Annotated in this window: 19 protein-coding genes; 12 read left to right on the top strand and 7 right to left on the bottom strand. The window is 31.8% G+C overall.

The window, feature by feature from the left end:
- Positions 1–243 precede the first annotated feature (243 nt).
- The 4 genes from ACE3PD_RS03100 to ACE3PD_RS03085 are packed head-to-tail and all read left to right on the top strand — an operon-like array spanning position 244 to position 3664.
- On the top strand, positions 244–570 hold the full coding sequence (locus ACE3PD_RS03100; RefSeq protein WP_310558064.1) for a helix-turn-helix transcriptional regulator: 327 nt from the start codon (positions 244–246) through the stop codon (positions 568–570).
- Positions 567–1577, top strand: coding sequence for a DNA cytosine methyltransferase (locus ACE3PD_RS03095; RefSeq protein ID WP_374399435.1), 1011 nt, complete (start codon positions 567–569; stop codon positions 1575–1577). Before ACE3PD_RS03100 ends, ACE3PD_RS03095 begins: the two co-directional genes overlap by 4 nt.
- Positions 1558–2610: a DNA adenine methylase gene (locus tag ACE3PD_RS03090; RefSeq protein WP_374399433.1), complete on the top strand. Its 1053-nt coding sequence runs from the start codon at positions 1558–1560 to the stop codon at positions 2608–2610. The genes ACE3PD_RS03095 and ACE3PD_RS03090 overlap by 20 nt, the downstream gene beginning before the upstream one ends.
- The gene (locus ACE3PD_RS03085; RefSeq protein ID WP_374399431.1) at positions 2591–3664 is read left to right on the top strand and encodes an HNH endonuclease; all 1074 of its coding nucleotides are present in this window, start codon (positions 2591–2593) and stop codon (positions 3662–3664) included. The genes ACE3PD_RS03090 and ACE3PD_RS03085 overlap by 20 nt, the downstream gene beginning before the upstream one ends.
- On the opposite strand, the gene ACE3PD_RS03080 is transcribed toward ACE3PD_RS03085, so the two are convergent.
- Entirely contained in the window at positions 3661–4476 is an 816-nt protein-coding gene (locus ACE3PD_RS03080; RefSeq protein WP_374399429.1) for a hypothetical protein, read from the bottom strand. The two genes, ACE3PD_RS03085 and ACE3PD_RS03080, sit on opposite strands and share 4 nt — an antisense overlap.
- Before the next feature lie 150 nt (positions 4477–4626).
- On the opposite strand from ACE3PD_RS03080, the gene gcvP reads away from it, so the two are divergent.
- The 8 genes from gcvP (at position 4627) to ACE3PD_RS03040 (ending at position 13238) form a co-directional block, all read left to right on the top strand.
- Complete coding sequence (gene gcvP, locus ACE3PD_RS03075) at positions 4627–7470, top strand: aminomethyl-transferring glycine dehydrogenase (RefSeq protein ID WP_374399427.1); 2844 nt, start codon at positions 4627–4629, stop codon at positions 7468–7470.
- 113 nt (positions 7471–7583) lie between these two features.
- Positions 7584–7955, top strand: a complete 372-nt coding sequence (locus ACE3PD_RS03070; RefSeq protein ID WP_374399425.1) for a group III truncated hemoglobin — start codon at positions 7584–7586, stop codon at positions 7953–7955.
- Between the two features lie 133 nt (positions 7956–8088).
- Positions 8089–9147, top strand: a complete 1059-nt coding sequence (locus ACE3PD_RS03065) for a 3-oxoacyl-ACP synthase III family protein (RefSeq protein WP_374399423.1) — start codon at positions 8089–8091, stop codon at positions 9145–9147.
- Positions 9148–9267: 120 nt separating this feature from the next.
- Complete coding sequence (locus ACE3PD_RS03060) at positions 9268–9801, top strand: methyltransferase (protein ID WP_374399421.1); 534 nt, start codon at positions 9268–9270, stop codon at positions 9799–9801.
- 11 nt (positions 9802–9812) lie between these two features.
- Positions 9813–10661, top strand: coding sequence for a glycosyltransferase family 2 protein (locus ACE3PD_RS03055; RefSeq protein WP_374399419.1), 849 nt, complete (start codon positions 9813–9815; stop codon positions 10659–10661).
- A complete protein-coding gene (locus ACE3PD_RS03050) occupies positions 10631–11668 on the top strand; it encodes a hypothetical protein (protein ID WP_374399417.1) in 1038 nt (345 codons plus the stop codon). Before ACE3PD_RS03055 ends, ACE3PD_RS03050 begins: the two co-directional genes overlap by 31 nt.
- Positions 11669–11721: 53 nt before the next feature.
- Positions 11722–12468: an MlaE family ABC transporter permease gene (locus tag ACE3PD_RS03045; RefSeq protein WP_374399415.1), complete on the top strand. Its 747-nt coding sequence runs from the start codon at positions 11722–11724 to the stop codon at positions 12466–12468.
- On the top strand, positions 12468–13238 hold the full coding sequence (locus ACE3PD_RS03040; protein ID WP_374399413.1) for an ABC transporter ATP-binding protein: 771 nt from the start codon (positions 12468–12470) through the stop codon (positions 13236–13238). The genes ACE3PD_RS03045 and ACE3PD_RS03040 overlap by 1 nt, the downstream gene beginning before the upstream one ends.
- Here the strand turns inward: ACE3PD_RS03040 and ACE3PD_RS03035 are convergent.
- The 6 genes from ACE3PD_RS03035 to ACE3PD_RS03010 form a co-directional block, all read right to left on the bottom strand.
- Complete coding sequence (locus ACE3PD_RS03035) at positions 13228–14547, bottom strand: DUF389 domain-containing protein (RefSeq protein ID WP_374399411.1); 1320 nt, start codon at positions 14545–14547, stop codon at positions 13228–13230. The genes ACE3PD_RS03040 and ACE3PD_RS03035 overlap by 11 nt on opposite strands.
- Positions 14548–14550: 3 nt before the next feature.
- Positions 14551–15609: a mannose-1-phosphate guanylyltransferase gene (locus ACE3PD_RS03030; protein WP_374399409.1), complete on the bottom strand. Its 1059-nt coding sequence runs from the start codon at positions 15607–15609 to the stop codon at positions 14551–14553.
- 28 nt (positions 15610–15637) lie between these two features.
- Positions 15638–16240, bottom strand: a complete 603-nt coding sequence (locus tag ACE3PD_RS03025; protein ID WP_374399407.1) for a SprT-like domain-containing protein — start codon at positions 16238–16240, stop codon at positions 15638–15640.
- A 2-nt stretch (positions 16241–16242) separates the two neighbouring features.
- Entirely contained in the window at positions 16243–16926 is a 684-nt protein-coding gene (locus ACE3PD_RS03020) for an SDR family NAD(P)-dependent oxidoreductase (protein ID WP_374399405.1), read from the bottom strand.
- Positions 16916–17881, bottom strand: a complete 966-nt coding sequence (locus tag ACE3PD_RS03015; protein WP_374399403.1) for a M20/M25/M40 family metallo-hydrolase — start codon at positions 17879–17881, stop codon at positions 16916–16918. The genes ACE3PD_RS03020 and ACE3PD_RS03015 overlap by 11 nt, the downstream gene beginning before the upstream one ends.
- Positions 17882–17953: 72 nt before the next feature.
- A complete protein-coding gene (locus ACE3PD_RS03010; RefSeq protein ID WP_374399401.1) occupies positions 17954–19549 on the bottom strand; it encodes a 2-oxo acid dehydrogenase subunit E2 in 1596 nt (531 codons plus the stop codon).

Raw genomic sequence — 19549 nt, 5'->3', positions numbered from 1 at the left:
TGATAATATTTGCCCAAGTATAGGTTTATTTGTATTTTTGGAACGCCTGAAGAGTGACATGTTTGAAAATTTTTGAAAGTTTTTTCAAAATAAATCATTCTCAGGCACTTTTAAAAATTAAACTTTCGGACGGTAGTGATTCAATTTAATATAAACCGAAGTTTTTTTCTTCGGTTTATTTTTTTTCATATTTTTTTCTTATATTTGTTGTCAAATACTGACAAGTCAATAAATAAAAGTCGCATGAAGGAAAGTTTTGGTAGTTTTATAAAAAAGTTACGTGTTGAAAATAATTTGACACTAACGCAGCTTGCAGCTAAATTAGATTTAGATTCAGCAAACTTAAGTAAAATTGAAAATGGCAAAAGAGATTTTGATGAAAAGAGATTAGTATTATTATCTGATACTTTCAAAATTGAAATTGACGAATTAAAAAAAGAATATTTTGGAGATTTCATTGCTCGAAAAATATATGATTCTAATTGTTCAGAAGAAATATTACTAGTAGCAGAAGAAAAAGTAAAATACCTTCGTTCAATAAATACTAAACAAATAAATTTAGATTTATGAGAAACGAAATAAATTACATTGATCTATTTTCGGGTGCTGGTGGAATGTCATTAGGTTTTGACCAAGCTGGATTCAATAATATTTTTTCAGTGGATATTGAACCTAGCTTTTGTGAAACTTATAAAACAAATTTTCCAAAACATAATCTTATTCAAAAAGATATATCCAAACTTTCCAATGAAGAAATAAAATCATTAATTGGAAATCAAATTATTGATGTAATAATTGGCGGTCCTCCTTGCCAAGGTTTCAGTATGGCAGGAAATATCGGAAGAAAATTTATTGATGATTCAAGAAATCAATTATTTAGAGAATTTGCCAGAATAGTTGAAATAGTTCAACCTAGTTACTTTGTTATGGAAAATGTTGCTAGACTTTTTACCCACAATAAAGGAGAAACAAAAAAAGAAATTATTGAGCTTTTCAAAAAAATGAATTACAACGTTGATTGCAAAGTTGTAAATACTGCAGATTTTGGAATTCCTCAAGTTAGAAATAGAGTTTTATTTATTGGAAATAGAATTTCCAATAATATTGTTTTTCCAACAAAAACAGTAGATAAACCGATTTCAATAAAAGAAGCTATTGACAAACTTCCTAAACTTAAATCTGGCGAAAAATCAAAAATTCCTAATCATATTTCTATGAAACATTCAGAGCAAATGCTTGAAAAAATGAAATATGTTTCAGATGGAGGAAATAGGAACGAAATTCCAGAATTAATAAGACCAAAAAGTGGTGATGTCAGAAAATATATAAGATACAAGAGTACAGAACCTGCGGTTTGTGTAACTGGTGATATGAGAAAAATATTTCATTATTCACAAAACCGAGCATTGACGGTTAGAGAGTTAGCGACTCTGCAAACTTTTCCGTTAGATTTTATATTTAAAGGTTCTACAATTTCTCAACAACAACAAGTTGGAAATTCAGTTCCTCCAATTTTAGCAAAGGAAATTGCATTAACTATTAAAAAAATGATGAAAAATGATGAACAAATTTCCTAAAATAAATTTCATTGGCAACAAAGAAAAAATTGCTAAATGGATAACAGATTATTTTCCAAAAGATGCCGAAAGTGTTTTTGATGCTTTTTCAGGCGGAAGTTCTGTAAGTTATCAGTCTAAAATGAAAGGATTGAAAGTAATTTCTAATGATATTTTAGAAATAAACTATTTACTTTCTAAAGCTTTAATTGAAAATAACTCTACAAAACTGTCTTATGAAGATGTAGAATTAATATTTTCGGGAGAACCGAAAGAAGGCTTTATGTTCAAAGAATACTCTGAAGTATATTTTTTTCCAAATGAATGTAAAGAACTTGACTTATATAGAGAAAATATAGAAAAATTAGATTCAGAATACAAAAAAGCTTTAGCTTTAATATTAATGCGTCGAGCGATGGTTCGTAAAATGCCTTATTCTCGTTTTAATATCAATTGGGATAAAATTGTACAATTAAGAGATGAAAAGTATAGTTATGAAAAGTATAAAAGAAAAAGAGCTTATCATAATCAATCTTTTAAATCCCATTTTATTGAAAATGTAAGTGAATATAACAGAGCAATTTTTGATAATAGCAAAGAAAATTTATCAATAAATAATGATGTTTTTAATGTGATTGATTCTGTTGAAGCTGATATAATTTATTTAGATCCTCCATATACAGGAACTATGAATAATTATTTTGGCTTTTATGGTATGCTAGATGAATATATCGTTGGAAAAAAATTAAAACCTTTTGAAAATAATTTTATTGATAAAAAAACTTCAATTGAATTATTTGATAAACTATTTTCAAAATTAAATAATTTCAAATATTGGTATTTAAGCTACAACAACTCATCGTATCCAAGTAAAGAACAACTTGTTGAACTTTTAGAAAAATATTCAAACAATATTAAATTAGTTGAAAAACCACACGTTTATAAAATTACAGGAAAAGAAAACAAAAAAGTAAATATGGAATATTTATTTATTGTAGAAAACTCAAATATAACATCAAAACAAGAATTATCATATGAACGAGCAGAATTATGAGGAATATTGGAGTCTAACAAATGCTTTTACAGATTACAATGGAGATAAATTTTTAACTACATTGAAAATTTGCATTGATTTTATTGATGAATTTAAAAGAGAAGCATACAGCCCTGACAAATATACAAGATTACAATTAAGAATTCAAGAAGCCATTGGAATTGAATTAATTTCAATTAGAAAAGCTATAAATCAATTAGTAAAAATGGGGTTTATTAATTCATTTTTAGCTTCTTATCAAAAAGAATCTATAGAATATTTGAGTGCAAGAACGAATCGTAAAAGAAATACTATTCTATCAAAAATTGTTTATTCTTATTCGAGTTTTAATAAATCAATAAATGATGATTCCAAATTACATCAGTTAAATTTTTTAATTAATACTTTAGTTGAAGTTGGTAAATTATCAAAAGAAGACATTATTGCATTAATGTTAGTTGATATCGATGATATAAAAAAAGGTTATTTGACAAGAATTGAATTAAACCACTATGTAATAATGGCTAATCATATTAATTTCATCGAAAGAAAATACAATCAAATTGGGTATTTAACAAATCTATTACAAAAACTTGATGACATAGTTTTTGTAAACAACGAATTGTATTTTACAGAAGATGCAAAACAAATTTTTGGTGAAAATCTTGAAATAACTACAAGAAAAAGAAATCCCTATTTGCATTTGATTTATAAAAATCAACTTAAAGAAGAAAGCTTTTCTATATATGAAGATGAAAAATGTATGGTTGAACAAATATCTTATCCAACTTTAATTGCTAGTCATATAAAACCATTTATTAAATCAAATGAAGATGAAGCTTACGATCCAAATAATGGAATATTATTGAGTAGAAATATTGATTCGTTATTTGATTTAGGTTATATAACATTTAGTGATAATGGCGAAATCATTTTCGCAAGTCACTTAAAACAAGATGTAAAAGATTTTATTTCAAATTATTCTTTAGATAATAGATTCATAAATGCAAAAAGATTAGAATATTTAGAATACCATAGAAATGAAGTCTTTGAAAAGAGATATAAATATGCTTAGAAAACCACCAACACCAACCACCACAAAATCGGAACGCTTTCTAACCAAAATGATGCGTAATATCTCGAACGATTTTCATTAGCAAAAAAGAGAAAAATAGCAATCGTTCCACATACCAAAAGCTTAAAAAAGAAGGGCAAAAAGTGATGGTTATTCGTATAGAAAAATTCAGAAATCAAGAGCAATAACAGCAAAACATAACCCAATTTTTTAGTCGGTTCCACTCCTATTTTCTGCGGAACAGTTTGCAAATGGATATCATCTTGTTTAACATCAACAATATCAAACACCAAAACCATAGAAAAAATAAGTAAGAATCGTTGTAAAGCCATCAAGAATACATCCTTCGAAAAGGGAATTTCAGCTTCCACCAAAGGCAAAATCACGGTTACTCCTACCCACGTAATTCCTACGATGTAGATTTTTACGCCTTTCCAATTTCGGGCATTTTGTTTGTTAGGAAAAAAAGGCAATGTGTATAAAAGTGTTAGCCCAAAAAAAGCAAAGGCACTAAGTTTAGTTGCCCATCGCAATTGCAAGAAAAAATAAAAACAGGCCAACAAAGAAGTAAAACTCAAAAAAACGATAACTTTAAGTTCTTTTTTGATATCGGTTTTGTTTAATCTTGCAATGGCGTCATACTTCACAAAATTATAGCCAACTACCGTTCCAAAAAAAGTAAAGAAAGCAACCGAAAAATCATCCTTAACCTCAAAGAAATATTGAGTCATCAACACTAATGCAAATGCCGATAACGCCACGTGCAAACTGCTATTGATATAAAAATCGAGAATTTTCTTTACTACCACCATTCAACAAAATTAATCAATCTGTTAATAAGACTTGAAATTAGTTGATAAAATCACAAAATTTCACATTTTAAAAACAAAAAAATACAAGATTAATAATTACTTTTGTTGTCCAAAACAACACATAATAACACACATACACATTTTTAATAAATGAGAACAGATGCATTCGCTTTGAGACATTTAGGGCCACATGAAAGTGACTTAAATCACATGTTTAAAACGGTTGGTGTAGAATCTTTAGACCAATTAATTTTCGAAACAATCCCAGATGATATTCGTTTAAAAAACGACTTAAATTTAGATGCTCCCATGACTGAGTATGAGTATTTAACTCACATTCAAGAATTAGGAAAGAAAAACAAAGTATTCAAATCATATATTGGTTTAGGATATCACCCAGCTATCGTTCCGGCGGTTATTCAAAGAAATATTTTTGAAAACCCAGGATGGTACACGGCTTACACACCTTATCAAGCAGAAATTGCACAAGGTCGTTTAGAAGCAATTTTGAATTTCCAAACAACCGTTATCGAATTAACAGGAATGGAAATCGCAAATGCTTCTTTACTTGATGAAGGAACCGCTGCTGCAGAAGCAATGGCGTTACTTTTTGATGTAAGAACTCGTGACCAAAAGAAAAACAATGTGAATAAATTCTTCGTTTCTGAAGAAATTTTACCACAAACTTTATCGGTTTTACAGACACGTTCTACTCCATTAAACATTGAATTAGTAATCGGAAATCATGAAAATTTTGATTTCTCAACAGAATTCTTCGGAGCAATTTTACAATATCCTGGAAAATACGGTCAAGTTTATGACTATGCTGGATTTATCGCAAAAGCAGCAGAAAACGAAATCAAAGTAGCGGTTGCTGCTGATATTTTATCGTTAGCAAAATTAACTTCTCCAGGTGAAATGGGAGCTGCAGTTGTAGTTGGAACTACACAACGTTTTGGTATTCCAATGGGTTACGGTGGACCACATGCAGGTTATTTTGCAACGAAAGAAGAATACAAACGTTCGATGCCAGGAAGAATCATCGGTGTTTCTATCGATGCCAACGGAAACCGTGCGTTACGTATGGCGTTAGGAACTCGTGAACAACATATCAAACGTGAAAAAGCAACTTCAAACATTTGTACAGCTCAAGTTTTATTAGCAGTAATGGCTGGAATGTATGCGGTGTATCATGGACCAAAAGGTTTACAATATATTGCTGATAAAGTTCATGCTTCTGCTGTTACTACTGCTGACGCTTTAAATAAATTAGGTGTTTACCAAACGAATTCTGCTTTTTTCGATACGATTTTAGTAAAGGTTGATGCTCAAAAGGTAAAAGCTATTGCTGAAAAACACGAAGTAAACTTCTTCTATCCAGATGCTGAAACGATTTCGATTTCATTCAACGAAACGACTTCTGTAAATGACATCAATCAAATTATTGCCATTTTTGCTGAAGCTACTGGAAAAGATACATTTACAGTAAATCAATTAGCAAATGATACTATGGTTCCTGAAAACTTAGTGAGAAAATCTTCTTTCTTACAATATGATGTTTTCAACAACCATCATTCAGAATCGCAATTGATGCGTTATATCAAAAAATTAGAACGTAAAGATTTATCATTGAATCATTCGATGATTTCATTAGGTTCTTGTACGATGAAATTAAATGCTGCTGCTGAAATGTTGCCTTTATCGATGGCAAACTGGAACAGCATTCACCCTTTTGCTCCAGTTGAACAAGCAGAAGGCTACCAAATCATGTTGAAAAAATTAGAGCAACAATTGAATGTCGTAACAGGTTTCCAAGGAACAACATTACAACCAAATTCAGGTGCTCAAGGTGAATATGCAGGTTTGATGGCGATTCGTGCTTATCATCAATCAAGAGGTGATAACCACAGAAATGTGTGTTTGATTCCAGCTTCTGCTCACGGAACCAATCCAGCTTCTGCTGCTATGGCAGGAATGGAAATCATCGTAACTAAAACCATGGATAATGGAAATATCGATGTAGAAGATTTAAGAGCAAAAGCAATTCTTCATAAAGACAATTTATCATGTTTAATGGTTACTTATCCATCAACTCACGGAGTTTTTGAAAGTGCTATCATCGAAATCACAAATATCATACACGAAAATGGAGGTTTAGTATATATGGACGGTGCTAACATGAATGCACAAGTGGGGTTGACAAATCCTGCTACAATTGGTGCTGATGTTTGTCACTTAAACTTACACAAAACTTTTGCTATTCCTCATGGTGGTGGCGGACCTGGTGTTGGACCAATTTGTGTGAACGAAAAATTAGTTCCATTCTTACCAACAAATCCAATTATTCCAACAGGAGGAAGTCAAGCTATCACTGCTATTTCATCAGCACCTTATGGTTCGGCTTTAGTTTGTTTGATTTCTTATGGTTACATTGTAATGATGGGTGCTGAGGGATTAACAAACGCTACTAAATATGCTATCTTGAATGCTAACTACATGAAAGCACGTTTCGAAGGACATTATCCAATCTTATATTCAGGAGAAATGGGAAGAGCGGCTCACGAAATGATTTTAGATTGTAGAGCTTTCGAAGAAAAAGGGATCAAAGTTACGGATATTGCAAAACGTTTAATGGATTATGGTTTCCATGCACCAACGGTTTCTTTCCCAGTGGCTGGAACTTTAATGGTGGAACCAACTGAATCAGAAGATTTAGCTGAATTAGATCGTTTTTGTGATGCATTGATTTCAATTCGTAAAGAAATTGAAGCTTCGACAAAAGAGGATGAGAATAACATCTTAAGAAATGCGCCACATACTTTAGCAATGCTTACAGCTAACGAATGGGTTTTTCCTTACACAAGAGAGCAAGCTGCTTATCCATTGGATTACATTGCAGAGAATAAATTTTGGCCTACAGTTCGTCGTATTGACGAAGCGTATGGTGATAGAAATTTAGTTTGTTCTTGTGCACCAATTGAAGCGTATATGTAATTCAAAGTACGAAGTACAAAGTTGAAAACACAAAGTATATAAAAGGTTTCAAATTTTTAATTTGGAACCTTTTTTTAACCCATTACCCATCACCTTTAACCCATTACCAAAAAATGAGCGACATCGAAACCCGAGAAGATATTTTACTCATCATGCGTAAGTTTTATGATAAACTTTTTACTGATGATTCGATTAATTTTTTCTTTACCAAAGTCACCTCAGTAGACCAACATTTAGAAGCACATTTTGATATTTTAGCAACTTTTTGGGAACAATCTTTATTTTTAAAAGGCGGTTATTTCAATAACATGTTTTCGATTCATAAAGACGTTCATGACAAACATGCTTTCAAAAAGGAACACTTTGATATTTGGTTAAGCCATTTCAATTCGACAATTGATGAGCATTTTGCAGGTAAATATGCCGAACAAATGAAAACACAAGCGCTGAGTATGGCGACTATAATGCAGATAAAATTCAATTAAAAGGCGTTAATTTTAGAATTTCACTTTTTTAAACCAATTTTACTACGATATTCATAAAAATGGTAAAAACCAATAGGTTACCAAATCATTAACAACAATATTTTGTAAATTCGAGTAACCAAAAAACAATAGAATGAATATCAAAATAACAGGTTCAGGAAGCTATATTCCTACCGAAGTAGTTTCCAATATCGATTTTGCCCAACACACTTTTTTAAATGATGACGGAACTCCGTTTCCTCATCCAAACGATGTCGTGGCTGAAAAATTTTTAGAAATTACAGGAATTCATGAACGACGTTATGTGTCTGATGATTTATGCACTTCAGATATTGCATTAATCGCTGCAGAAAAAGCAATTGAAGATGCTAAAATTGACAGAGAAACCTTAGATTATATCATTTTAGCACACAATTTTGGTGATGTAAAAAAAGGAGCCATTCAATCGGATATTTTACCAAGTTTAGCCACTAGGGTAAAGCACGGACTCAAAATTAAGAATCCAAAATGCGTTGCTTATGATATTCTTTTTGGTTGCCCTGGCTGGGTAGAAGGTGTTATACAAGCTTACGCCTTTATCAAAGCGGGAATGGCTAAGAAATGTTTGGTAATCGGTGCCGAAACTTTATCAAGAGTTGTAGACTTACACGACAGAGATTCCATGATTTATTCCGATGGTGCTGGAGCAACAATTGTAGAAGCAACAGATGATGAAGGCGGAATTTTAGCACATGAAACCGCTACATTTACTTATGACGAAGCCTATTATTTGTTTTTTGGAAATTCTTTCAATAAAGACCATGACCCAGATGTACGCTATATCAAAATGCACGGAAGAAAAATCTACGAATTTGCGCTAAGTAACGTTCCGAAAGCAATGGCTTCTTGTCTAGAAAAAAGTGGAGTTCCAATAGAAAAAGTCAAAAAAGTATTGATTCATCAAGCCAATGAAAAAATGGACGAAGCTATTATTCATCGTTTTTTCAAACAATACAAAAAAACTCCACCAGAAGGTATTATGCCAATGAGTATTCATAAATTAGGAAATTCTAGTGTTGCAACCGTGCCTACACTTTTCGATTTAATGATGAAAGGCGAATTGGAAAATCAAAAACTTCATGAAGGTGATGTTATCATTTTTGCTTCGGTTGGTTCTGGAATGAATATCAATGCAATTGTGTATCAAATGTAATTTTTGTTTCAAGTTTCAAGTTTCAGGTTAAATTGCTAATTTTACCAACTGTTTTCAACTTGAAACTTTAAACTTGACTCAAGGCAATGACGAACTGAGCGAAGCTAAACAAACTTTATAATGTACGAAAAAACATATCCGAGTAAACGATTCAATATCACTTTAGATTTTCTAAAAAAACACATTAAAACTTCTGAAACCATTTTTGATTTAGGTGTTCCAAATCCTTTTTCAAAAATCATGGTAGACAATGGCTATTCGGTTATCAATACAAAAGGAGAAGACATTGACAACGACCAATCAGCGCTTCAAAAAGAAAATTACGATGTGTTTACTGGTTTTGAAATTTTCGAACATTTACTAAATCCTTATACAGTTTTACAAAACGTAAAAGCGGATAAAATTTTAATTTCGATTCCTTTACGTTTGTGGTTTTCTACAGCATACAGAAGCAAAACCGATATGTGGGACAGACATTATCACGAATTTGAAGATTGGCAATTGGATTGGCTACTTGAAAAAGCAGGTTTTAAAATTGTTGACAGAGTAAAATTCACACATCCAGTAAAAAAATTTGGATTTAGACCTTTATTGAGATGGTTTACTCCGAGATATTATTTGGTTTATGCTGAGAGAATAAAAAGCGATAAGTAAGTAACAAACAAATGAAATACTACATTATCATTCCCGCTTACAATGAAGAAGCTTTTATGAGCTTAACTTTGCAATCATTAGTTGAACAAACCGTTTTACCAACAAAAATTGTAGTGGTGAATGATAATTCTACCGATAAAACTCCGGAAATTGTTTCTGAATTTGCTTCTAAATATCCGTTTATCACTTTAGTGAATAAAAAATCAGATGCGATTCATTTGCCTGGAAGTAAAGTGATTCAAGCATTTCATGAAGGAGAAAAAAATATTGATGACAATTATGACATTATCGTAAAAGTAGATGCTGATTTGATTTTTCCTAAGAACTACTTTGAAACCATCATCAAACATTTTCAATCCGATGAACGAATTGGAATGGCGGGTGGCTTTTGTTACATCGAGAAAAACGGCAATTGGGTTTTAGAAAATTTAACCGATAAAGATCATATTCGCGGTGCTTTGAAGGCTTACAGAAAAGAAACCTTCAAACAAATTGGAGGATTAAAACCACAAATGGGTTGGGATACCGTTGACGAATTACTTTGTAAATTCTACCATTGGAAAGTCGTAACCGATGAAAGTTTACATGTAAAACATCTAAAACCAACCGGCGCTAGCTATAACCAAGCAGCTAGATTCAAACAAGGTGAAGCATTTTACACTTTAGGATACGGATTTTTCATCACATCAGTTGCTTCTTTAAAATTAGCCATGCGAAAAGGAAAACCTTTATTATTTCTAGATTATATGAAAGGTTTTTGGAAAGCGAAAAGAGAAAACAAAACCATGTTGGTAACACCTGAACAAGCAAAATTTGTTAGAAAATATCGTTGGAAGAAAATGAAAGAGAAATTGTTTTAATTATTAATATGAAATACATCTTTATATTATCACTAATAACTCTATTTTCATTTGATGTAAATGACAATAAATCTAATCCGTATATAAATTATTCTCTACATATAAGTCAAGCCGAATCTTTCATTTTAAAAGACAATTATTCAGAAGCTCTACAACATTACAAAAATGCTTTTTCTATTAATATAAAACCACTTGCAAAAAACTGTTTTACAGCAATGCAGGTTGCGGCAATTGAAAACGACATGCATTTCTTCAAAAAAATCGTAAAAAAAGGCTTTGAAAGAGGTTTACTCCCCGAGTACTTAACCAAAGACACCTTAATTTTAAACTTTATTACTGTAAACAAACTTGAAAAACATATAAATTCACAGTTTGAAATATCGAATAAAAAATACAAAAAAAGCATCAATTATCCTTTGTTGGATTCCATTAACAAATTATCAGAATTAGACAACAAATGGAAAGTATATTATATAGATTCTCTTTCAAATTTTGATTTAAAAAACAAAGAAAAATACACAAACAAATATGATAGCATTGTAAAAAATATTGTTGAAGACAAATTATTACCAATTATAGAAAAATATGGCTATCCTAGTGAACGAAATATAAATTTAGAGTTTGTATCAAATAAAAGCGAGTTTAATTATGCTTTCACTAATAACAGAACTAAACTAATATTAATCCATTACTATTCTTTTCCCAGAAGTAATAAGTTAAATGAAAGACTTAAAAAAGAAATTTTTAAAGGAAATTTGACTTCTGAACATTTTGCGGAAATAATGGATTTTCAATCTAAATTCAGCAATATAGACGAATATTACAATGAATGGCATCAAACAGAAGATACTAATAAATTTGAAGCTATAAACAAAAGAAGATTTGAAATTGGATTACTTCCATTTGAAGAAAAAAATCTTAAATTTAAGCGAGGGCAAAAAATTTGTAAAGAAAAAAGAGAAAATAAAAACCATAAACAAGTTAAACTTTTTTATTGGTGTGGTTAAAATAAATAGTACTTTTACTGTTTACTATAAACTGTTCACTGAACACTAAAAATATGATGCTCATTCGCTACTTATCGCAAATAGGAAAATATTTCATCATGTTGAAAGAAATTTTCAACAAGCCAACTAAATGGTCGGTGATGAGGCAATTAATATTTAAAGAAGTTGATGATTTAATTATCGATTCATTAGGAATTGTTTCTTTTATATCCTTTTTCGTTGGTGGAGTTGTTGCAATTCAAACTGCTTTAAACTTAACAAACCCTTTAATTCCAAAATATTTAATTGGTTTTGCTACTCGTCAATCTGTTGTATTAGAATTTGCACCTACTTTTATTTCCATCATTATGGCCGGAAAAATGGGTTCGTTCATCACATCAAGTATTGGAACTATGCGTGTAACAGAACAGATTGATGCATTAGAAGTTATGGGAGTAAATTCTTTAAACTATCTGGTTTTTCCAAAAATAATCGCACTACTTTTATATCCTTTTGTTATTGGATTAAGTATGTTTTTAGGTGTTTTTGGTGGTTGGATGGCAGCCGTTTATGGAGGTTTCACCACAAGTTTCGAATTCACCACTGGATTGCAAGCTGAATTTATACCGTTTCATATTGCTTATGCCTTCATCAAAACTATTGTTTTTGCTTTACTATTAGCAACTATACCTTCATTTCATGGTTATTACATGAAAGGTGGCGCTTTGGAAGTTGGTAAAGCAAGTACAGTTTCTTTCGTTTGGACGTCAGTTGTGATTATTTTAATGAACTTTATATTAACCCAACTCCTATTGAGCTAATGATTGAAGTAAAAGACATTATAAAAAAGTTTGGCGAACAAACGGTTTTAAAAGGCGTTTCTACTCGTTTTGAAGCTGGAATGACCAATCTAATTATTGGGCAAAGTGGCTCTGGAAAAACTGTTTTCTTAAAATCGTTATTAGGAATTCATACGCCAGATAGTGGCACTATTTCTTTCGATGGTAGAATTTATTCGGAACTTTCAAATGATGAAAGACGTGAGTTAAGAACCGAAATTGGAATGGTATTTCAGGGAAGTGCGCTTTTTGATAGTATGACCGTTGAGGAAAATATTGGGTTTCCTTTGAAAATGTTTACGAATAAATCGGTTAAGGAGATTAAAGAACGTGTTGATTTTGTTATTGATAGAGTTCACTTAGTTAATGCACATCAAAAACGACCTTCTGAAATTTCGGGCGGAATGCAAAAGCGTGTGGCGATTGCTAGAGCGATTGTAAATAATCCGAAATATCTTTTTTGCGATGAACCTAATTCGGGCTTAGACCCAAAAACAGCAATTGTAATTGATAATTTGATTCAGGAAATTACGCAAGAATACAACATTACCACAGTAATTAATACACATGACATGAATTCGGTAATGGAAATTGGAGAAAAAATTGTATTCTTAAAAAATGGTTTATTAGAATGGGAAGGTTCTAACAAAGAAATATTCAAAACCGATAACGAAGCTGTTACGGATTTTGTTTATTCTTCTGAGTTATTCAAACGTGTTCGAAAAATGTACTTAGATGACGCTATTGAATAGCTAAAACTTTTAATTTCGGATTTTCTGTCTTTACTCTTAACCAATTTTGGATTTGGTTGTTCTTAAAATCAACATCTATTGTTTCTTCTTTCCACTTTATATAAAAAGTAGGAATTGTATCAATGGAATCGAAATTAGATTTTAAAATCCTCCCATAAGAAACTTCAACAATACATGTATCTATTGCGTGAATTTCTTTACTAATATCTTCAAAAACGGCCGCTATTGGATATTGATTATTAGCTATTTTCTGCGAAGTGAGTAAAATTTTCTCGTCTTCATTTAATGTTTTATTTTTATCTGATTCTTGATAATTTTTAACGATATTGATTTTAACATTTCCATATCCCTTTTGAGAAAGTAAGGTTTTTAATTTATTCAAATCTTTTTCATTAATCTTATTACCAATAATTGCAAAAGAAATTTCTTTTTTGGAATGATTTTTATCAATATCAAAAATCAAAACACCTTTCTTCTCTTTCTGTTCTTGAATGAAATGACTAATTGTTTGATTAAAATCTGATTGTTTATATAACTTGTAAAAGAAAAAAACGCTTGGAATTAAAATCACAAAAGCAGAAACATAAATTACATTTGAAATTATTTTTTTTCTTTTCGAGTCTAAATAATGCTCAAATGGAAATTTTAGAAACCGAACAATTACAAAAGTAGCAGTTGCTATAAAAATGGTATTTATAGAAAATAAAAACATAGCACCTCCAAAAAAATGCCATTTACCAGTTGCTAAACCAAAACCTGCTGTACATAATGGCGGCATTAATGCGGTTGCAATTGCAACTCCTGATATTGTTGTTATTGCCTTTGAACGTCTACTAAATGCAATAATCAAGGCTAAACCTCCAGCAAAAGCAATAATAACATCACGAACATCTGGAGCAGTTCTTGCAATCAATTCTGGCGTTTCATTTTGAAAAACAGGTATGCTAAAATATAAAAATGAGGTAATTAAACTAAGAACTACCATTATTCCAAAATTCTTTACTGCTTTACGAAGTAAGAAAATATCGTTTATACCTAATGACAGTCCTATTCCCATAATTGGACCCATTAAAGGAGAGATAAGCATGGCACCAATAACAACAGCTGTAGAACTAGTATTTAGACCCGCAGATGCAATCAAAATAGAAAATATCAAAACCCAAGCCGTTTGCCCTTTAATAGGAACTCCTGCTTTTATATCATCAATAGTTGCATTTACATCAGTATCATCAATAATATTGAAAGTTTCTTTTAAAAAAAACCTAATACCACCGCCTAAATTATCTGGTTTTCCCTCATTAACTTCCATCTTTTAACTTTTTAACTTAGAAACTATTTGCTTGATATCTTGTTCCTTATTTTTTGGATAAATTAACAACACATCTTCTTTATCCACAATGATGTAATCAGTTAAACCATCAATAACTACAAGTTTTTTACCTTCAGTTCTGATAATATTATTGGTTGCATTTTCTAGATAAACTGATGCATTTACAACGGCATTTTCTTGTTCGTCTTTTGGCAATTTATCGTATAACGAACCCCAAGTTCCTAAATCGTTCCAGTCGAATGTTGCTGGTAATACATAAACATTTTGCGCTTTTTCCAAAATAGCATAATCCACCGAAATATTTTGCGCTAATGGATAATTATCTTTGATAAAAGCCTCTTCTTTAGGTGTATTTAAAGCCTCATAACCATTCATAAAATGATCATACATTACTGGTTGAAACTCTTCATACGCTTTTAAAACCGATTTTGCACTCCAAACGAAAATTCCTGCGTTCCACAGAAAATTTCTACTTTGAATAAACTTTCTTGCGGTTGCATAATCAGGTTTTTCTCTGAATTGTTTTACTTTTTTAATTGGACGAGAATCTAATTTATCGAATTCGATGTAGCCATAACCCGTGTTTGCAAATGTTGGTAAAATCCCCAAAGTCATTAAGTTCTCATCGCGCTCACAAAAATCAAAAGCATGTTGCAAATTAGAACAAAACTGCATTTCATCTTCAATCCAATGATCTGAAGGTGCCACAACCATTATAGCATCTGGATTTTGCTTTTTAATTTTCAATGAAGCATACAAAATACAAGGTGCGGTATTTCGCATTACTGGTTCAAGAATAATTTGCTCTTGTTTTACCATTGGCAACTGCTCCAAAACTATGCTATTATAATCTTCATGTGTTAGAATTAAAATATTTTCTTTTGGAATAATTTGCGACAAACGAGTAAACGTTTTTTGAATCAATGTTTCACCCGTTCCTAACATATCGTGAAATTGCTTAGGAAACTCGGCTGTACTCACTGGCCAAAAACGAGAACCAACGCCACCAGCCATTAATATTGCGTAATAATTTTTGTTCATTTTTTTTTGAAAGATTTTTTATTGCTTTCTAATTTGGCAACAATTCTACTTCGGCATTAGGTTGAAACAAATACAAGCGTCCAGAACTTATTTCCAAACATTCGTATCGTTTTACTCGTAATGCAATTTTTTTGAAAATTTTTCCATTGTGAATTCTAAAATGACTTCCCATTGGAATTTCAAAGATATAATTTTTATCGGTTTCTTTTTGGTCAAATTGCTTTAAAGCGATGGCTAATTTTGCATCGGTATCACTACTCGCTTTTGGATTTCTAAAATGTTTGGCTAGTAGTGGCAACAATTGATGCGGAAAAATTTCAGGACGAATAAAAGGCACCATCAAACGCTGAAAAGTGAGTTTCCATTCTTGTCCGTGCGGTTTTATAAGTCGACCATATTTTTCAAAAGCAACCAAATGAGCAATCTCGTGAATCAGAGTAATTAAAAATCGGTATTTATTTAAACTCGCATTCACAGTAATCAAATGATAACCTTGTGCATCTTTTCGATAATCGCCATGGCGTGTTTGGCGTTCGTTGACAATTTTAAGATGCACATGATTCGCTTTGATTAACTCAAAACAATGATGAACCGCATGTTCAGGTAAGTATTTTTTTAATACGTCGCTCAATTTTAAGGCGTTGAAGATGAAACTTGCAATACTTTTCCGTTGTAATATTTGTTTCCGGTTAAAGCAAAATTGAAAATATAATCTGCCATTTCTTTAGCTGAAAGTGGCGCTTCGTAACCTGGAAAAGCTTCTTGTAACATTTCGGTATTAACCGCTCCAAGTGCTAAAACATTGAAAGCAATTCCTTGTTCTTTGTATTCTTCAGCTAACAATTCGGACAACGTAATCACGGCACCTTTGCTTGATGAATAAGCTGCTAAACCAGCGAATTTCATACTTCCTTGAATGCCTCCCATCGAACTAATCGTCACTACATGACTTCCTTTTTCCATGAATGGAATACAGATTTTTGTCAATTCGGCAACAGCAAAAACATTGACTTTATATATGTTTTGAAATTCCTCTGAACTTATTTGTGTAAACGGTTTATGCAACAAACTTCCAGCGTTGTGAATTAAAACATCTACTTTTTTCCATGTTCGATTGATAAAATTTTCCACTTGAAGTAACTCTTCTGGATTTGAAATATCAATTGACAAACACGTAATGCTTGGATTTTCGATTAAGTCTTTTGGTGTTTTTCTAGAAATAGCCAATACTTGATGACCTGCATTAGCAAATTGCAAGGCTAATTCAAAACCTATTCCACGAGAAGTTCCAGTGATGATGATGTTTTTATTTTTCATTTAATTTGATTTCTTTTTTAGGCGCATTAATCATTTTTTCTAAAACTGGAATTGTTTTTGAAATCACGTTGGTCATATGTTTCGTATCCATCAATTCAAACTCATCATCTGGTTGGTGATAAAATTCGAAATTTTCAAAATCAAATGTTGAAACGGTTTGAGCCGGAACATTAAATTCGGTAAAAAACGGATAATTATCAGAAGCTCTGAATAGCATGTATTTGGTTTCAATTGGTAAATAACCCACTAACTTTTCTCCTGCATATTCGTTAATTGTAGTCGCCATGTTGGATTTTCCGAAACCTGTTAGATAGAAATCCATTCCTTTGTCTTTCATTGGCACTCCAATCATTTCAAAATTGAACATGAAATACAAATCCATTTTTTGTTCTTTCAATTTAGCAGCCAAATGCTTTGACCCTAAAAGACCTTTTTCCTCGGCAGAAAAGAATACAAAAAGTACACTTCGCTTGTTATTTTTGAATTTCGCAAAATATTTAGCTACTTCTGTAACCGCCGTGGTTCCTGTTGCGTTGTCGTTTGCACCATTTACAATCACATCACCATTCACACCATTTTGTAACATTCCGATATGATCATAATGCGCTCCGATTACCACAAATTCATTTTTTAATTTTTTATCTGTTCCTTCGATATAGCCTACAATATTAAACGCAGGTTTGTCAAAATTTGATAACGTATCACGATAAGTTTTAAAATACGGTTTTATTCCGTTTTCTTTTAATAGATTTTCTAAATAAACCGCAGCCTTTTCAATTCCTTCACTACCCGAATCTCTTCCTTCTAGTTCATCAGAAGTCAAATAAGACAAAGTTTTAATTACATTTTCTTCTGCAACTTGATAATTTACATTAGAAATATTCTTAGAAGTAACATTGGTTTGTGCATTCAATGACAATCCAACAAAAGAAATTAGGAATACGATTTTTTTCATAGTTTTTAGTTTTAAGTAAAAATAAAAAAATCCCGAGTAAATCGGGATTTTGTATGATAAATTTAACACTTATTAGGCTAACATTGTTACTGGATTTTCCATAAACGCTTTGAACGTTTGTAAAAATTGAGCTCCTGTTGCTCCGTCCACTGTTCTGTGATCGCAAGCTAAAGTAACTGTCATAGTGTTTCCAACTACTATTTGACCATTTTTAACTACTGGTTTTTCAACAATTGCACCAACAGATAAAATAGCTGAATTTGGTTGATTGATAATCGATGTAAACGATTGAATTCCGAACATTCCTAAATTAGAGATCGTGAATGTGCTTCCTTCCATTTCTGCTGGTTGAATTTTTTTAGATTTTGCTTTTCCAGCTAAGTCTTTCACATTTGCACCAATTTGAGTTAAACTCATTTGGTCTGTAAATTTCAATACTGGAACCATTAAACCGTCTTCAACAGCAACAGCAACACCAATATTCACGTGGTGATTGATTACCATAGCATCTTCTCTCCATTGTGAATTTACTTGTGGATGTTTTTTCAATGCCATCGCACTCGCTTTGATTACCATATCGTTGAAAGAAACTTTCGTATCTGGTAATCCGTTAATCATATTTCTTGAAGCAATTGCATTGTCCATATCTAACTCAATTGTTAAATAGTAATGAGGTGCTGTAAATTTAGATTCTGATAATCGTCTCGCAATGGTTTTACGCATTTGCGAATTTTTGATTTCTTCTTGGAATACTTCTCCTGCTGGAACAAATGGTTTAACTGCTGTAACGGCATTTGTAGCTTCTGCAACCGCTTGTGCTGGGGTTGCAACTCCAGATGGAGAGAAATTCTCCACATCCGATTTTACAATTCTTCCATTTTCACCAGAACCTTTTACTTGAGACAAGTTGATTCCTTTGTCTTGGGCAATTTTTTTAGCTAATGGAGAAGCGAAAACTCTACCTGAAGTAGTTTGTTCTACAACAGCAACATCTTGAGCAACTGCTTTTACTTCTTCAGTTTTTGGAGCTTCAACAACTGCACCTACTTTGTAGTTAGCTGCAATTCCTGAAACATCAGTTCCTGCTGGACCTAAAATTGCTAAAATTGTATCTACTGGAGCAGAATCACCTTCTTGAACTCCGATATATAATAACGTTCCTGCATTAAAAGATTCGAATTCCATCGTAGCTTTATCCGTTTCGATTTCAGCTAATATATCACCTTCTTTTACAGTATCTCCAACTTTCTTTAACCAAGTTGCAACGGTTCCTGTTGTCATTGTATCTGACAAACGAGGCATCGTTACTACTTTTACACCAGCTGGCATCTCGACTGCGCTCGATGTGACAGTTTTAGTTTCCTCTACAACCTTTTCTTCTTTAGTTTCAGTTGTTGTTCCACCACTTAATAAAGCAGAAATATCTTCGCCAGCTGTTCCAATAATCGCTAATAAAGAATCTACTGGAGCAGATTGTCCTTCTTGAATTCCGATGTGTAATAAAACACCGTCGTGGAAAGATTCGAATTCCATTGTAGCTTTATCCGTTTCAATTTCGGCTAAAATATCACCTGTTTTGATTGTATCACCCACTTTTTTCAACCAAGTTGCTACAACTCCTTCGGTCATCGTATCACTCAAACGGGGCATTGTTATAATTTGTGCCAT

The organism is Flavobacterium sp. (genome assembly GCF_041911335.1).
Taxonomy (GTDB): domain Bacteria; phylum Bacteroidota; class Bacteroidia; order Flavobacteriales; family Flavobacteriaceae; genus Flavobacterium.
Note: the sequence above shows the minus strand (reverse complement) of the source record. Positions and strands in the feature narration are given on the sequence as shown.

Bases quoted from the DNA above. Each gene is read 5' to 3' on its own strand.
- ACE3PD_RS03060 (WP_374399421.1), top strand. From the start codon at position 9,268: ATGTACGAAAAAACATATCCGAGTAAACGATTCAATATCACTTTAGAT.
- ACE3PD_RS03030 (WP_374399409.1), bottom strand. From the start codon at position 15,609: ATGAACAAAAATTATTACGCAATATTAATGGCTGGTGGCGTTGGTTCT.
- gcvP (WP_374399427.1), top strand. From the start codon at position 4,627: ATGAGAACAGATGCATTCGCTTTGAGACATTTAGGGCCACATGAAAGT.
- ACE3PD_RS03045 (WP_374399415.1), top strand. From the start codon at position 11,722: ATGATGCTCATTCGCTACTTATCGCAAATAGGAAAATATTTCATCATG.
- ACE3PD_RS03020 (WP_374399405.1), bottom strand. From the start codon at position 16,926: ATGAAAAATAAAAACATCATCATCACTGGAACTTCTCGTGGAATAGGT.
- ACE3PD_RS03010 (WP_374399401.1), bottom strand. From the start codon at position 19,549: ATGGCACAAATTATAACAATGCCCCGTTTGAGTGATACGATGACCGAA.
- ACE3PD_RS03070 (WP_374399425.1), top strand. From the start codon at position 7,584: ATGAGCGACATCGAAACCCGAGAAGATATTTTACTCATCATGCGTAAG.
- ACE3PD_RS03055 (WP_374399419.1), top strand. From the start codon at position 9,813: ATGAAATACTACATTATCATTCCCGCTTACAATGAAGAAGCTTTTATG.
- ACE3PD_RS03040 (WP_374399413.1), top strand. From the start codon at position 12,468: ATGATTGAAGTAAAAGACATTATAAAAAAGTTTGGCGAACAAACGGTT.
- ACE3PD_RS03095 (WP_374399435.1), top strand. From the start codon at position 567: ATGAGAAACGAAATAAATTACATTGATCTATTTTCGGGTGCTGGTGGA.
- ACE3PD_RS03090 (WP_374399433.1), top strand. From the start codon at position 1,558: ATGATGAACAAATTTCCTAAAATAAATTTCATTGGCAACAAAGAAAAA.
- ACE3PD_RS03085 (WP_374399431.1), top strand. From the start codon at position 2,591: ATGAACGAGCAGAATTATGAGGAATATTGGAGTCTAACAAATGCTTTT.
- ACE3PD_RS03100 (WP_310558064.1), top strand. From the start codon at position 244: ATGAAGGAAAGTTTTGGTAGTTTTATAAAAAAGTTACGTGTTGAAAAT.
- ACE3PD_RS03065 (WP_374399423.1), top strand. From the start codon at position 8,089: ATGAATATCAAAATAACAGGTTCAGGAAGCTATATTCCTACCGAAGTA.
- ACE3PD_RS03015 (WP_374399403.1), bottom strand. From the start codon at position 17,881: ATGAAAAAAATCGTATTCCTAATTTCTTTTGTTGGATTGTCATTGAAT.
- ACE3PD_RS03080 (WP_374399429.1), bottom strand. From the start codon at position 4,476: ATGGTGGTAGTAAAGAAAATTCTCGATTTTTATATCAATAGCAGTTTG.
- ACE3PD_RS03035 (WP_374399411.1), bottom strand. From the start codon at position 14,547: ATGGAAGTTAATGAGGGAAAACCAGATAATTTAGGCGGTGGTATTAGG.